The following is a 13,101-nucleotide window of genomic DNA, read 5'->3' on the forward strand; positions in this document are numbered from 1 at the left end:
TGCGAGTTTATCCTGTCAAAACTTGCTCATAACATTGTCCGGCACTCTCCCAGGTATAGTCGGTTTCTACGAGGGCGCGTGCCTCACGAGAAAGGCTTTCTCGCAGCGAAGCATCTTCAAAGAGCCGAGCGATCGCGCCTACATATTCTTCGACCCGATTTGCCCGCAGTGCTCGTAATGGAGTATCAACCCCATCGACGGCTAACCCTTCTAAGCCGCGATCGCTGGACACGATCGGGGTTCCGGCTGCCATTGCTTCTAGTGTTTTATTTTTGATTCCAAACCCAGTTCGCATCGGAATCACGCAGACGGTTGCTTGATGTAAATAATCTGCCATTGCAGGAACGCGACCTGTGATGGTAATGCCGGGACGATCGCCCAGTTGCAAAACCTCTGAAGGCGGACGTGCGCCCACTAATGCCAGCGTTGTGTCAGGATATTTTTTCTGCAAAATCGGTAAAATTTCTAAACTTAAGAATTGCACAGCATCAATGTTTGCCAGGTTATCCATTGCGCCAATAAAGATTAGTTTATGTCCTTCTGGCTCTTTAGTGCGATAAGGAAACTCAGTGAAGTCTACACCATTAGAAATGACTTGAAACTGAGCGTTTGGATTGAATGCGTGTAATTGTGCTCGATCGTCCTCCGTAGTGACTACGATATTCGAGAATTTATTGCAGTAGCGTTGCTCATAGCGTTTTAGAAGCGGCAAATTTAAGCGATCGCGCCATTGATTTTCTGATGTTTGGGTCTGTAATTGATTTTTACAAGTCCCATACACTGAGCTATGTACGTTCACGACAGTACGGAGTTGTTTTTGAAACTCAGGACGCACGTAGATTTCATTGACGCTGTGTTCGCAAGTGATCACCTGATAGTGATTAGATTGAATTGCTCGATCGACCCAATCCTGCATTTCTGACGAGTAGGAAGACAAGACGCTAGGCGGAATTCCCTGCTGCAAAAATTGGCTAAAGCGCTGAATTTTTGAGAAAATGTCCGACTGAGAAGAAGGATTAAGACGATCGAACACGACCAACTCGGCAACCCATTCTCGTAACGCTTTGATTTCAGCGTCAGTCACCTCTGGCGATTTCAGCGTTGCCACCGTGACTTGATGATCACGACTCAAATATTTCAGCAAATTGAATGTCCGCACCTGAGTGCCTCCCTGAGTGGGCGGGTAGGGAAAGGTGGCTGAAAGCATCAAAATGTTCATCACGGCGGCTAAGAGGACTGAGTTAATGTACCCGGTTTAGAGGTTTCAGTGATTGTCTGTGCAAATCTCGCCTCCTTGGTCAATATTAGAGGCAGTTGAGTGAGTTGGTTTTTTATGTCGATCGTCAGCGTTTGCATTCCGACCTTTAATCGCAAAGAATTATTGGCGATCGCCATTGACAGCGTTCTCCAACAGACTCATCAAGACTTTGAACTGATTATCTGTGACGACGGTTCGATCGATGGCACATCCGACATGATGGCTCGGTTACACGATCGTCGGATTCACTACATCCGACATCCTCAAAATATTGGCAAAAGTAATAATATGATTTCTGGCTTTAAAGCCGCAACTGGAAAGTATTTTATTAAATTTGACGACGACGATCGCTTAACTCCCAGCTTTTTAGAAAAGACAAGTCAACTATTAGATAAAAATCCTCAAATTGATTTTGTCGGCACCGATCATTGGGTCATCGATTCAAACAATGTCCGTAATGAGAGTTTGACTCAGTTAAATTCTCAAAAATGGGGAAGATCAGATCTGCTTCAAGGAATGGTTGAAAACTTGATAGAAGTGACATTTGTTAAACAAAGTTTTCAGATCGGGGCAACTCTCTTCCGGCGAAAGGTTCTAGATGAAGTTGGATATATGCGATCGAACATCCAAAACTGCGAAGATAACGATCTTCTCGTCCGACTTGCATTGGCAGGAAAACAAGCTTATTATCTGCCCGAAAGACTAATGGAATATCGAGTTCATGCAGAACAACAAGGACTCGATCGCGCCATTCCCTACTTAAAAGATAAATTGAACTATCTAGAAAGCTTTCACTTTGAGTCGGAGAAAATAGAGAAAGTGAGGCGAGATCGTCTCTTAGAAACTAAGCTTCTGCTCGGACTTCGGCTCATTCAAATTGGAGACACTCAAGCAGGTCGAAATCTAATTAATCAAGGAAAACTAGCTTCACCTAACAAGGCACGAGTCGGACTTGCATTGTCTCGACTGCCGATGAGTTTAAGACAAAAGGCGTTTACGCTTTTAAAGCAGATTAAAGCCTCTTAAAGTAATACATCACTCTTTGGCTAATCGGCTTACTAGGGACAGTCCCAATTGTATAGAACGTTTGAAAAGTCAAGCTGACTCAGCGCCGACGCTTTGATGAAGAAGTTGCAAATACCAATATCGCCCCATTGAATCTCAATTTTCTCCCTTGCACTGTCGTCAGAATTAATTTGTAATAGTAGAATCCATTGTTCCTTATTGTCATTGAAGTGAGGTCGAGGATCTTCTTGAGTGAAATGTGGATATCCTCCTAACTTGTGTGCCTGTATATCTGATATCTGCCCATACTCATCCAGAAGCAAACAATCATCTTCATCGCTATTGATCAGATTGTAAAACTCACTGCCAAGCAACTCTTTGCACTGGTAATCATATAGAGTAATCGGTGCAGATTTCGATTGGAACGTTAACGCAAAACACTCATCTCGCTGCGGAGAATATCTGGGATGAACCGAAAAAGGAGTATTGTAAAAGTCTCTATCCCACAACGTGGGTAGAAAATCAAAGTTTGTAACTAGGTTTTCTTCATTAGGATCAGGATCAGGAAAATAGAGAACGCGAAAATAAGCCTGACAAGTCGGTTGCTCAAAAATTAATCCATAGAAGCTCTCGTTCCAACCGTTTGTAACATCAACATCTGAAATATAAAACTGAAGAATGCCTTTCTCAGGGTAGTTCTCAAGTCTAGGTATCTCCACAAAATTAATTTGAGCAAGCAAGTACAGGTATTCTCCTTGTAGAGTTTTAGGATAATCATAATTCTTAGGCATATAGGGAAAGCCCGCAAATTTACTTTGCCACAAGGTTGTTTCGCTTGTTAACTGAGTTTGAATTGCAATGTATGGTTTGACTGTTGCTTCGAGCTTACTTCTAAACTTCTCTAAACCAACTGGGAGATCAAGACTAACCATATTTTTCAATGCTCACAGGGTGTTTTTGCACGTAAGTTTAGCTTGGCGAAGACTGATCCATTTGCTGTCGAAGTTGCTGCACTTCCTCGATCGATAAACCCGTTCCATGAGCAACTGCTTCTACTGGAAAGCCATCTCTCAGAAAGTTAATGGCGATCTCCCGTTGTTTTCTTGCTTCTCCTTCTGCCAGGATAGAACGATAGACGGTGGATTCCTGCATAATGTCTCTCCGCAGTAAACGATAAATAACCTCATCTTCCAATTTTATCCCAGCTAGAATCGCTGAGGCTGCGATCAAATTGGCTTGCATTGTTGGGTCTGAAATTTGGTTCACCATTTGGGCAACCTGACGCAACATTGCTTCTGAATCATCGGTTTGACCGAGGGCAGCAAAGGGAAGCAGTCCGGGATATTGGAGGAAGAATGCTGCGGGTTGCTCCCACAGACAAACCACATCGAATTCGTGACGAGTGCGCTCCATCGAAAAGCTCGTTTGCCGAACAAGATCAGATCCAGTCGGCTGAAGGTAGACTACGACCTGTCGCATCATTTTGTCGGGATATCGCCTGTACACTCGCACGCGGTAATCCAACATGCGGAACGGAATATCCCGTTTGGGACGGGTTTGAAACTCTAGGTGCAAAACAGACTCATCCGACTCCAGCAAAATCAGGGCATCGGCTCGAATCGGTTCGAGGGAAAGTTCGGAAGGTTTTAGCTCCGTCAGGGTAATAGACTCTCCTAGCAGCCAACTGGCAAAGTCGGCGGAGAAGTTTTCGGCAAGAAATCGGCAGGTATCGTCATACATGGAGAGATTGTATGGCGTATCACACCGATTTGATTTCGGTTAAACCCAAAACTTATGAACTCCAAGATTGTTAAAGATGAGGTTGTTGCTGCAATTTTTGCCAGTCTTTGGTTAAAGCTTGACCCCATTTTGCCGCTAGATCTATCTGAGTAAATGGGATTTGTAGGGATGGTGGCTGATTGAACACAAACTCAAGCCCGATCGCTTTACCCCGACTCGGAGGCAACTGCAAATCCACCACTTGCCCATCGACTAACAGATGAATCTCTCGCACATCTTGCAGCGAAAACGTTTGCAAATTCACAGGTGCTTTGCGGGTTGGTTTGCCCCAAGTGAGCGTGTCGCCCGTTTGACCCAACACTGCATACACGTCATATTTGGCACGATCGAACGGTTCTGCCCAAACGCGATAGGCTTCTATTTTTTGAAATTCGTTGCGACCCGCCCACGCTAGACCGATAAACGCCGCCAATAAAGGTAGCCAGAGAAGTCCGTGAATCATAAGAATTTTGAGTTGAATAACCTGCCTCTATCCTATCGAGGTCTTTCACGCAAAACTTAAAACTCAAACCCCAAAACTCACCGAACTCTGAGCTATGTTGGTAAACAAGCAAGACCTTGAATAGAGATTTTATGAGAAAGCTAGTGCTGGCGGGCTTATTTGTGGTTGGGCTGGTTTGGGCGATCGCCAATTTTTCGGGCTTGGCAGCGCACGGCACCTATGACAGCATCGTCTTAGACTTTAAAGAAGACGTAGATTCTGCCCAGATTGAGCAACAGGTGCAGACGATCGCGCAAAAATATAACGTTCGTCCTCGTCTAAACAGCGAATTCTCACAAGCCGATCACCTTTACACGGTCAAAGGCGACAAAAATCTCTTAAACGCCCTCAAACGATCTGACCTCAAGCAATACACCGAATATATCGAGCCAGACTATATCTATAGCATTCCAGAATCTCAGGATTTTAAGGTGATTGTCCCAGTTAGCAAAGAGGCGCAGCCGATTCAAGCGACGGGTCAAGCACCCAACGATCCGCTTTATAGTCAGCAGTGGAATCTGCACAGCATTAACGTCGAATCGAGTTGGCAAGACACGAAAGGAAAGGGTGTAACCGTTGCGGTGATTGACACCGGAATTGCGGAAGTCCCTGACTTGAAGGAAACGAAATTTGCCAAAGGATACGATTTTGTCAACGATCGCGATGATGCCAGAGACGATAACGGTCACGGCACTCACGTCGCAGGCACGATCGCCGAATCGACCAACAACGGTTTTGGGGTTGCCGGAATTGCTTACGAAGCAACGCTCATGCCGTTAAAAGTTCTCAGTGCTAGCGGTGGCGGCACGGTCGCCGATATTGCAGAATCGATTCGATTTGCGGCAGATCACAATGCAGATGTAATCAACATGAGCTTCGGCGGCGGGGGCGAAAGCTCGGCAGTGTCAGAAGCGATCGACTATGCTCACAAAAAAGGTGTTCTGATTGTCGCCGCCGCCGGAAACTCTGGTCAAAACTCGGCATCCTATCCGGCTCGTTATCCTCATGTCTTGGGAGTCGCTGCGCTCGATTCTTCAGGTCAGAAAGCTCCTTACTCTAACTTTGGGGCAGGCGTTGATATCTCGGCTCCAGGCGGCTCTATATCAGGAGACAACCCTGCTGGCGGAATTTTGCAAAACACGATCGACCCCTCGACCGGAGAATCGACGTTTGCCGCGTTTCAAGGCACCAGCATGGCGGCTCCTCATGTGGCGGGGGTTGCGGCTCTCGTCAAAGCATCGGGTGTAAAAGACCCTGACGAAGTTGCGGCGGCGTTAACGCAGTCTGCTCGAAAGGTGCAAGACGACGGACTTAACCACTATGGCGCAGGCAAACTCGATGCTGCTGCTGCCGTAACCTTAGCACTCAAAGGCAAAATCACCTTCAACGATTTCTTCCGGTGGTTGCGCGATCGTGGCTATCTCAATCCGCTTTTTTGGATTGATGGCGGTGTGATTGGGCTGGCTCCTAAACTGGCGATGGTAGTCGGTTCCTACTTACTGGCGTTCTTCTTACGCAACTACTTTCCCTTTGCCTGGGGTTGGTCAATGGCATCGGGTTTGGTTGCTGGAAGTTCGGGTTTGTTCTTTCTCAAGGGCGTTTATATCTTTGACTTGCCGCAGTTTCCGTTTCGGGTGATGGGTAGCTCGATTCCTGAGCTGGGTAGCTCGATTCAAGGAAGTAGCGCCCTCAACCCATTTTTTGCAAGTGTGCTGATTCCCACGGCGCTGATCGTGCTGCTGTTGGGTCATGCTCAGGGGAAATGGTTTGCGATCGGGTCTACGATCGGAGTGACTGCCTGTCTCGCGGTGAGTGCGGCGATCGATCCGCAACTCATGTGGTTGGGCGATGGTTTACTCGCTCGTGGATTTCTGATTGTGAATGCGCTTTTATGCTACGGCTTAGTTCGGCTTGCTATTAAACCAGGAGATGAACTTACATGAGCATTACGGTGAAAGGGGTGATCGATCGCAAAGGCTTCGGCGCTGGAACTTGGGCGATCGACTCCGAACAGGGCGAAACCTACGAGATTCACAACCCACCCAGTGAGCTACAAAAAAAAGGTCTGAAGGTCAAGATCGAAGGCAAGATTCGAGATGACATCATGACTCTAGCGATGATCGGCCCTGTGTTAGAGGTCAAGAAATTCGAGATCGCGAAATAGATGAACGTTCGTTATCGAGAATTTCTGATTCGTGATTGGGAAGACCGCGATCGCGATTCGGCTGCTCAGATTATTGGCTCAGTGCTGGCAGACTATGGGCTGAGTTGGGAGCCTCTGGGAGCCGATCGCGATGTCTTAGAAATTGAACAGTTTTATCAAGCAACAGGCGGTGAGTTTTGGGTGATTGAGCGCTCAGGTCAGCTAGTCGGCACGGGCGCTTACTATCCGGTGTCACGAGGCGAAAACGCGGTCGAGATCCGCAAAATGTATTTTGTGCCAGAGGTGAGAGGGCAGGGTTTAGGGCGATTCTTGCTGAAGGAATTGGAGAGGGCGATCGCCGATCGTGGATTCGATCAAATTTGGATCGAAACTGCCAGCGTTCTCAAAGAAGCCGTCAAACTTTACGAAACTAGCGGCTATCGATCGGCAACGGGTGTTGAGACAGAACGGTGCGATCGAGTTTACGTTAAACATTTGTCGCAAACAGAATGATTGTTTTTCCCTTGCAAGGAATGTCGTCCAAAAGTTTGTTATCTGGATTAATTACCAAGATTAGAATCTATTACTGTCGTTTGACGATAGTAACGCTGTGCAGTAGTATAGTATTGTGATCGTAAATTTCAAGTCTGACGAGACAAAGCTGGTCTTTGACGGCTTTATATCTCGCTATTACCCAACTGACATCCAAAAGATTGCTCTACGTAAGCTTCTCCTGCTCAACGCTGTGACATCAGTTAATGACTTGCGTCCACCTGGAAATCGATTAGAGAAATTAGTGGGCGATCACAGGGGGCAGTATAGTATCCGTATCAATAGTCAGTGGCGAATTTGCTTTGTCTGGACAGAAGAAAACAATGCGGCTCAAGTTGAAATTGTAGATTATCACTAAGAAAAAATTGTTATGGACAACGATCGTCTGCCAAACATCCATCCTGGTGAAATTCTGCGACTAGAATTTCTGGAACCAATGGATATCACTCCCTATCGGTTAAGCAAGGATATCGGGGTATCTCAGACACGAATTAGCGAAATTTTATCTGAAAAGCGTAGTGTTACAGCAGACACAGCTTTGCGTCTGTCACGCTATTTTGGTAATAGTGCTCAGTTCTGGCTGAACTTGCAGACACAGTACGCCTTACGTCAAGCTGAGAAAGAAAACAGTTCAATTGGCAGCGTCGGGGCTTCATGCAGTTTGAATGGGACGAAGCGAAAAATCTAGAAAACATTCGTAAGCACGAAATTGATTTCGCGGATGTTCCCGAAATGTTTGAGGGTTCAATGCTGATTGAGCCGGATGAACGTTTTGACTATGATGAAGATCGCTGGATCGGAATCGGCTTTTTAGGCAACGGTATCGCGATCGTAGTTTGGACAGAACGACAAGGTGACACAATTCGAGTAATTTCAGCACGACGGGCAAATCGACATGAACGAAAACGATTTGAGCAGTACCTCTCGTACTAATTGGGCAGCACTAGAAGCCATGTCAGACGAAGACATTGATTATTCTGATATTCCACCCTTAACGGATGAGTTTTTTGAGAAGGCAGTGCTAAGAGTTCCAGCGACGCAAGCCAAAAATTTAGTCCAACTTGACCCCGACGTGATGGCATGGTTTCAATCGCAAGATGAAGAATACAGGATGCTGATCAATTCGGTGTTACGCCATCATATTGAGCAGGATAGCAATCAGAAAACTGCATAAACGCCTTGGAGCGATCGCAATTAAAGTCTTTTCACTTCGATATCTTTGCCCTTGATCGCGATAAACTTCACGGCTGCTGATCTTCCGGAGGAACACCATCCTCCTGCGTCGGCGGGGTAGGCGTTGTTTGCTGGCTGGGCGTAGTATTGCGAGAAGGTTGAACCTGCGTTGGAGCAACGGGAGCCACAGCGGGGGTGGGGGGAGCAGTTACCGTCACAGGAACCGGGGACAGTTGCTCAAACCCCAACAGCGCCGCCGACGTTTTGTAATAAGTTGCCCAACGTCTCGTATCTGGGCGGCTGCTCCACTGCACTCGACTGACATCCAGGGTCAAAATGGGGGTTTCTGCACCTTGATTGCGCCCGATCACGATCACCGAAACCTGGCTCGTGAGAATATCTCGATCGAAGCTGCGTTGAGCCGCCGCCCTCGCGACAATCTCGGATCTGCGAATCAAAGCGTCATAGCTTTCGTTGGGCAAACGATCGAGTGCCACATCGACTCTAGTCGTGTAAGCTTGAACGACTTGCGGCGCGATCGTTCCTTCGACTAGGCAAATCCCTCCAGCCGTGCCCAGCCAAGCCGCTAATCCGATCGCGGTGAATCTGGGTCTAGCAAATCGATGGGGCAGTTGGCAAGGGCGATCGGCAGACATTTTTGACTCCTGGGTGATATGAGGTGGTTCTCAATGAGAGTTTCTACTCTAGAATCGACAATCTGGTCTTTAATATTTCCAGTGAATCTGTTTTTTTCTATCATGTCAGCAGTTACGCAGTTCGGATCACTCTTTATACAGAGACAAGCAAAACTGTCTGACGTTAAAAAATTCGATTCACCACCCGTTACCTATACTTTCTCACTTATTTGAGGTGTCTGAAATGGCTAACCATTGGGCGATCGCCGTTGGAATCAATCACTATCAATTTCTTCAGCCCTTAAAGTTTGCACAACAAGATGCACAGGCGCTGTGTGAATGTTTGGTCAGTGAGGCAGGGTTCTTGCCCAATCGCTGCATTCTCTTTACAGACACCTCCCCTTCAGTGACCGGGCGATCGACCTACCCCAGTCGCGGCAATCTTCAGGGCTGGCTCGACTATTTTGGCCGAGAATTAATTCAGCCGGGAGACTTAGTTTGGGTATTTTTTAGCGGCTATGGGGTCTGCTGGAAAGGACAGGATTATTTGCTGCCGATCGAAGCCGACCCAGTAGACACTGCCAATATGGGCGTTCCGGTTCGAGCGTTGTTTGACAGCCTCAAAGCGTTACCGACCGAAGATATTGTGGTGCTGATGGATATTAACCACAGCCAAGCCGCTTTTTCGGGTGAGAAGGTGGGACTTCAGATCGCAGAGCTTGCCCGTGAAACTCGCATCTCAACCATTTTGGCAAGCAAGCCTGAACAGTTTTCCCATGAGGCGTTAGCGCTAGGTCACGGCTTGTTTACGGCGACCCTGCTCGAAGGGTTGCGCGCACATGAATGTTCAACTCTGGCGAATTTGGAAGAGTTTCTCAAAAGTCGTTTGCCAGAAATATGTGAGCATCACGATCGCCCTATTCAAGACCCTGTAATCGTTCTCGCGTCTCTAGATCAACTCAATCTCGTGATCACTCCGGTTAATTGGACTGAGGCAGAATCGGAGACAATTCCTAGTGAGTCAAATCCGTTTGCGCTGGAGGGCGACTTATTTGACGTGTCGGATCACGATGCTGTCCCATTAAACTCGCAGCCCAACCCTTATGAGTTGCCTGCTGATTATTCTCAAGCTTTCCCCATTCAAACAGAGCTTGAGCAACCGATATCCCCTGAGTCGGATCAAGAAGACTTAGGCGATCGGGCTGATCAAATTAGCCCTGCGCCAGTCCCCCAAGTTCCAAAACCTGTCACACCCCCGGTTGTTCGTCCTGAGATCGAAAATACACAGGAACAGGATCAGATGTTTTGGGAGCGACTGCTGTTTGGCGGCAGCGCCATTCTGCTGCTGCTGTTAGTAGGGGTGTTTGTTCGCAATTGGTCAACGTTTTGGGGTCAGAAATCGGCAACTAATTCACAGCCGATCGTCACTTCGCCTTCTGCCAAGGTCACTACAACCCCGTCCCCGTCCAAACAGGCGATCGTGCCCAACTCAACCAAGCCATCCACTGCGAAGCCGACTCCCATCGCTTCAGCAAGTCCGTCTCCGGCAAAAGACAGTCAGACCATTCTTAACGAAGCGAGAGGATTGATTAAGCCGATTTCAGCCTCTGATGCAAATAAAGCGATCGAGCGGGCTAGTCAAGTTCCTGCTAATGATCCGCTCTATGCTCAAGCTCAGGTGGATATCGATCGCTGGAGTCGCGACATTTTAGATATCGCCAAAAAACGGGCGGCTGATAAATCTTATAAGCAAGCGATCGCGGCGGCTCAACTGGTTCCTAAAGAGCGTCCCAAAGTCTATGCCGAGGCGCAAAAGGCGATCGCTGACTGGCAAAAACGCCTCCGTTAATCAGGACATAATGTGAAAATTTCACGTTCACGAGGGTGGCGATCGCTGTGGAATATTGGGAAATTTTTGGCGATCGCTTATCTGACGATTTGCCTCGTCCTATTTTTCGCCCAAAGTCATCTAATGTTTGTGCCCGATGCCCACCATTACAAAGATCTGGACGCGCTCAATCTGCCTCACCAAGAAGTTTGGTTACCTGTCTCAACTAAAACAGGCAAGATTGAACGCATTCATGGCTGGTGGATTCCGCACGATCACCCGATCTCAACGATGCTCTATCTGCACGGCAACGGCGGAAATATTAGTGTCGAAGTCAAAGCTCGTCGCTTTCGGGAGTTAGGTTTCTCAGTCTTGCTGATTGACTATCGGGGCTATGGCCGCAGTGAGGGCAATTTTCCGTCTGAGGCGACGGTCTATCAAGATGCTCAAACCGCGTTGGATTATCTCGTTAAAGAACGGCGGATCTCTCTCAAAAAAATTGTGGTTTATGGACATTCGCTCGGAGGCGCGATCGCCATCAATCTCGCCAACCAAAACCCAAAAGTCGCGGGGCTGATTGTGTCGAGTTCTTTCACCTCCATGTACCAGATGGCAGCGCGAGATTGGAAGTTTCGACTGTTTCCGATCGAGTTAATCCTCACCCAAAAGTTTGACTCAGTTGGGAAAGTCCGATCGCTAAAAATGCCTTCTCTCTTTATTCATGGAATGGATGATACATTGATTCCTGTCTCGATCGGCAAAGCACTTTACGAAGCTGCACCCCAACCCAAACAACTCCTGCTGATTCCCAACGCAGGGCACAATCACAGAGAAGCCGAGTTTGACAAACCAGAAAATTTGAAGATAGTTCAAGACTTTGCTAGACGAGCGGTGAAGGCTTCACTATCGAGCAACTAGCACTTCTTTAACTAAAGGATGGGCAGTCAACGGTTAGACTAAAGGAAAGAGTTTGCAAAATCAACAGGAGAATGGATGATTAGCCCGGATCAGGTTGAAGGATTGATCAAGGCTGGATTGCCTGATGCCCAGGTGCAGGTTCAAGACCTTACTGGGGGTGGAGATCACTATCAGGTAACGGTCGTCTCGTCTTTGTTTGAAGGAAAGCGGCGGGTGCAACAGCACCAACTCGTCTATGGTGCCGTGCAGCAAGCGATGGCATCGGAAGCCATTCATGCTCTAGCGCTCAATACTTATACGCCCGAAGAATGGGTAGTAGCCGCCAAATAACTCAGTTGTTCACAATCGGAGAGCGAATTATGACAGAAGCAGCACACGATCGCATCGACAATCTTGTCAAACAAAACAAGATCATGGTCTTCATGAAGGGCACCAAACTGATGCCCCAGTGCGGATTCTCAAACAACGTGGTGCAGATTCTGAACACGTTGGGCGTTCCTTATGAAACGATCGACGTTTTGGCAGATCCCGAAATTCGTCAAGGCATCAAAGAATATTCAAGCTGGCCCACCATTCCTCAGGTTTATATCAACGGTGAATTTTTGGGCGGCTCTGATATCTTGATCGAGCTATATCAAAAAGGCGAACTTCAACAAATGGTGGAAGTGGCAATGGCTTCCTAAATTTAGCCGCAGCTTTATGATCTGGGGTGACAGGAGAAATCTGCTGCCCCTTTTTAATATCCTCTAAATGCAAGAAGGGCACGTCATCGACGCACCCTTTCTGGCAATTTAGCGATAATCTCGTTCAGGCTCTACTGGGCTTTCAAAATTGGAAGAATCGTAGAGGAAGCGAGTCATTTCTTCTTCAAGACGATTGATCTGATAAGGCTCTAAGGAGTTGGTGTGTCTCAAAGCGGCGAGATAGCCGTCGAGATAGAGGCGTAGGTCATCGAAGCGGTATCCCCGGTTCCACAACCCCACCAAGCCATCAGTCAGTCTTTGGTAGTAGCGAATGGTTAGCGTATCTTGCAGCATAGTGTGTCGCTAAATTGTGAACAGCCTTTTAATGGAAACGTTACAAGGTGAATAGGTTGATACACAGGCGGGCCTTAACTACACGTAACTATGCATTGATCTTAACATTAACCTTTTGCATTCCTCCCTATCTTTGTGTTGATGTCTCTGAGCATTCGTTGGGCATCGGTGCCTAAGTCTCTAAGTTATTGGTGATTAGAGAAAACTAGGGTAGCAGCCGTTACAAATCCATCACAATTGCTTTGATACTCTTAAGGTCAAGCCGTCTCAG

Annotated in this window: 18 protein-coding genes; 12 read left to right on the forward strand and 6 right to left on the reverse strand. The window is 47.3% G+C overall.

From position 1 onward, the window contains the following. Positions 1-7 precede the first annotated feature (7 nt). A complete protein-coding gene (locus tag C7B65_RS11310; RefSeq protein WP_073071987.1) occupies positions 8-1,219 on the reverse strand; it encodes a glycosyltransferase family 4 protein in 1,212 nt (403 codons plus the stop codon). 99 nt (positions 1,220-1,318) lie between these two features. Here C7B65_RS11310 and C7B65_RS11315 point away from each other — a divergent pair, with 99 nt between their 5' ends. Then, a complete protein-coding gene (locus C7B65_RS11315) occupies positions 1,319-2,284 on the forward strand; it encodes a glycosyltransferase family 2 protein (protein ID WP_223257378.1) in 966 nt (321 codons plus the stop codon). A 32-nt stretch (positions 2,285-2,316) separates the two neighbouring features. On the opposite strand, the gene C7B65_RS11320 is transcribed toward C7B65_RS11315, so the two are convergent. The 3 genes from C7B65_RS11320 to C7B65_RS11330 form a co-directional block, all read right to left on the reverse strand. Then, positions 2,317-3,195: a YwqG family protein gene (locus C7B65_RS11320; protein WP_073071990.1), complete on the reverse strand. Its 879-nt coding sequence runs from the start codon at positions 3,193-3,195 to the stop codon at positions 2,317-2,319. Between the two features lie 37 nt (positions 3,196-3,232). Further along, the gene (locus tag C7B65_RS11325; RefSeq protein ID WP_073071992.1) at positions 3,233-4,003 is read right to left on the reverse strand and encodes an Rpn family recombination-promoting nuclease/putative transposase; all 771 of its coding nucleotides are present in this window, start codon (positions 4,001-4,003) and stop codon (positions 3,233-3,235) included. 70 nt (positions 4,004-4,073) lie between these two features. Continuing rightward, on the reverse strand, positions 4,074-4,505 hold the full coding sequence (locus tag C7B65_RS11330) for a hypothetical protein (RefSeq protein WP_073071993.1): 432 nt from the start codon (positions 4,503-4,505) through the stop codon (positions 4,074-4,076). Positions 4,506-4,636: 131 nt separating this feature from the next. Here C7B65_RS11330 and C7B65_RS11335 point away from each other — a divergent pair, with 131 nt between their 5' ends. From C7B65_RS11335 to C7B65_RS11365, 7 genes are all read left to right on the forward strand, one after another. After that, complete coding sequence (locus C7B65_RS11335) at positions 4,637-6,487, forward strand: DUF5942 domain-containing protein (protein WP_073071995.1); 1,851 nt, start codon at positions 4,637-4,639, stop codon at positions 6,485-6,487. Further along, entirely contained in the window at positions 6,484-6,708 is a 225-nt protein-coding gene (locus C7B65_RS11340) for a hypothetical protein (RefSeq protein ID WP_073071997.1), read from the forward strand. The genes C7B65_RS11335 and C7B65_RS11340 overlap by 4 nt, the downstream gene beginning before the upstream one ends. After that, positions 6,709-7,200 (forward strand): GNAT family N-acetyltransferase, encoded by a 492-nt coding sequence (locus C7B65_RS11345; protein WP_073071999.1) that lies wholly within the window; start codon positions 6,709-6,711, stop codon positions 7,198-7,200. 115 nt (positions 7,201-7,315) lie between these two features. Beyond that, positions 7,316-7,597: a type II toxin-antitoxin system RelE/ParE family toxin gene (locus C7B65_RS11350; RefSeq protein ID WP_073072001.1), complete on the forward strand. Its 282-nt coding sequence runs from the start codon at positions 7,316-7,318 to the stop codon at positions 7,595-7,597. Positions 7,598-7,609: 12 nt separating this feature from the next. After that, positions 7,610-7,927 (forward strand): HigA family addiction module antitoxin, encoded by a 318-nt coding sequence (locus C7B65_RS11355; protein WP_073072003.1) that lies wholly within the window; start codon positions 7,610-7,612, stop codon positions 7,925-7,927. Next, a complete protein-coding gene (locus C7B65_RS11360) occupies positions 7,894-8,172 on the forward strand; it encodes a BrnT family toxin (protein ID WP_073072005.1) in 279 nt (92 codons plus the stop codon). The genes C7B65_RS11355 and C7B65_RS11360 overlap by 34 nt, the downstream gene beginning before the upstream one ends. After that, the gene (locus C7B65_RS11365) at positions 8,135-8,413 is read left to right on the forward strand and encodes a BrnA antitoxin family protein (protein ID WP_073072007.1); all 279 of its coding nucleotides are present in this window, start codon (positions 8,135-8,137) and stop codon (positions 8,411-8,413) included. The genes C7B65_RS11360 and C7B65_RS11365 overlap by 38 nt, the downstream gene beginning before the upstream one ends. A 67-nt stretch (positions 8,414-8,480) precedes the next feature. Here C7B65_RS11365 and C7B65_RS11370 read toward each other — a convergent pair whose 3' ends face one another. After that, the gene (locus C7B65_RS11370; RefSeq protein ID WP_073072009.1) at positions 8,481-9,068 is read right to left on the reverse strand and encodes a hypothetical protein; all 588 of its coding nucleotides are present in this window, start codon (positions 9,066-9,068) and stop codon (positions 8,481-8,483) included. A gap of 223 nt (positions 9,069-9,291) precedes the next feature. Here C7B65_RS11370 and C7B65_RS11375 point away from each other — a divergent pair, with 223 nt between their 5' ends. The 4 genes from C7B65_RS11375 to grxD all read left to right on the forward strand — a co-directional run bounded on the left by C7B65_RS11375 (position 9,292) and on the right by grxD (position 12,476). Further along, a complete protein-coding gene (locus C7B65_RS11375) occupies positions 9,292-10,896 on the forward strand; it encodes a caspase family protein (protein ID WP_073072011.1) in 1,605 nt (534 codons plus the stop codon). 12 nt (positions 10,897-10,908) lie between these two features. Then, positions 10,909-11,793 carry an alpha/beta hydrolase gene (locus tag C7B65_RS11380; protein ID WP_223257380.1) on the forward strand — a complete coding sequence of 295 codons (885 nt, stop codon included), beginning with the start codon at positions 10,909-10,911 and terminating at the stop codon, positions 11,791-11,793. A 75-nt stretch (positions 11,794-11,868) separates the two neighbouring features. Next, positions 11,869-12,123 carry a BolA family protein gene (locus C7B65_RS11385; protein ID WP_073072013.1) on the forward strand — a complete coding sequence of 85 codons (255 nt, stop codon included), beginning with the start codon at positions 11,869-11,871 and terminating at the stop codon, positions 12,121-12,123. Positions 12,124-12,152: 29 nt separating this feature from the next. Next, positions 12,153-12,476 carry a Grx4 family monothiol glutaredoxin gene (grxD, locus tag C7B65_RS11390; protein WP_073072015.1) on the forward strand — a complete coding sequence of 108 codons (324 nt, stop codon included), beginning with the start codon at positions 12,153-12,155 and terminating at the stop codon, positions 12,474-12,476. Between the two features lie 108 nt (positions 12,477-12,584). Here grxD and C7B65_RS11395 read toward each other — a convergent pair whose 3' ends face one another. Then, positions 12,585-12,830 (reverse strand): DUF6761 family protein, encoded by a 246-nt coding sequence (locus tag C7B65_RS11395; protein ID WP_073072016.1) that lies wholly within the window; start codon positions 12,828-12,830, stop codon positions 12,585-12,587. Positions 12,831-13,101 lie beyond the last annotated feature (271 nt).

Source organism: Phormidesmis priestleyi ULC007 (assembly GCF_003003695.1).
Lineage (GTDB): Bacteria > Cyanobacteriota > Cyanobacteriia > Leptolyngbyales > Leptolyngbyaceae > Phormidesmis_A > Phormidesmis_A priestleyi_A.

Coding starts and splice junctions, on each gene's coding strand:
- C7B65_RS11340 (WP_073071997.1), top strand. CDS start 6,484: ATGAGCATTACGGTGAAAGGGGTGATCGATCGCAAAGGCTTCGGCGCT.
- C7B65_RS11385 (WP_073072013.1), top strand. CDS start 11,869: ATGATTAGCCCGGATCAGGTTGAAGGATTGATCAAGGCTGGATTGCCT.
- C7B65_RS11360 (WP_073072005.1), top strand. CDS start 7,894: ATGCAGTTTGAATGGGACGAAGCGAAAAATCTAGAAAACATTCGTAAG.
- C7B65_RS11310 (WP_073071987.1), bottom strand. CDS start 1,219: ATGAACATTTTGATGCTTTCAGCCACCTTTCCCTACCCGCCCACTCAG.
- C7B65_RS11355 (WP_073072003.1), top strand. CDS start 7,610: ATGGACAACGATCGTCTGCCAAACATCCATCCTGGTGAAATTCTGCGA.
- C7B65_RS11395 (WP_073072016.1), bottom strand. CDS start 12,830: ATGCTGCAAGATACGCTAACCATTCGCTACTACCAAAGACTGACTGAT.
- C7B65_RS11375 (WP_073072011.1), top strand. CDS start 9,292: ATGGCTAACCATTGGGCGATCGCCGTTGGAATCAATCACTATCAATTT.
- grxD (WP_073072015.1), top strand. CDS start 12,153: ATGACAGAAGCAGCACACGATCGCATCGACAATCTTGTCAAACAAAAC.
- C7B65_RS11370 (WP_073072009.1), bottom strand. CDS start 9,068: ATGTCTGCCGATCGCCCTTGCCAACTGCCCCATCGATTTGCTAGACCC.
- C7B65_RS11325 (WP_073071992.1), bottom strand. CDS start 4,003: ATGTATGACGATACCTGCCGATTTCTTGCCGAAAACTTCTCCGCCGAC.
- C7B65_RS11320 (WP_073071990.1), bottom strand. CDS start 3,195: ATGGTTAGTCTTGATCTCCCAGTTGGTTTAGAGAAGTTTAGAAGTAAG.
- C7B65_RS11345 (WP_073071999.1), top strand. CDS start 6,709: ATGAACGTTCGTTATCGAGAATTTCTGATTCGTGATTGGGAAGACCGC.
- C7B65_RS11365 (WP_073072007.1), top strand. CDS start 8,135: ATGAACGAAAACGATTTGAGCAGTACCTCTCGTACTAATTGGGCAGCA.
- C7B65_RS11330 (WP_073071993.1), bottom strand. CDS start 4,505: ATGATTCACGGACTTCTCTGGCTACCTTTATTGGCGGCGTTTATCGGT.
- C7B65_RS11335 (WP_073071995.1), top strand. CDS start 4,637: ATGAGAAAGCTAGTGCTGGCGGGCTTATTTGTGGTTGGGCTGGTTTGG.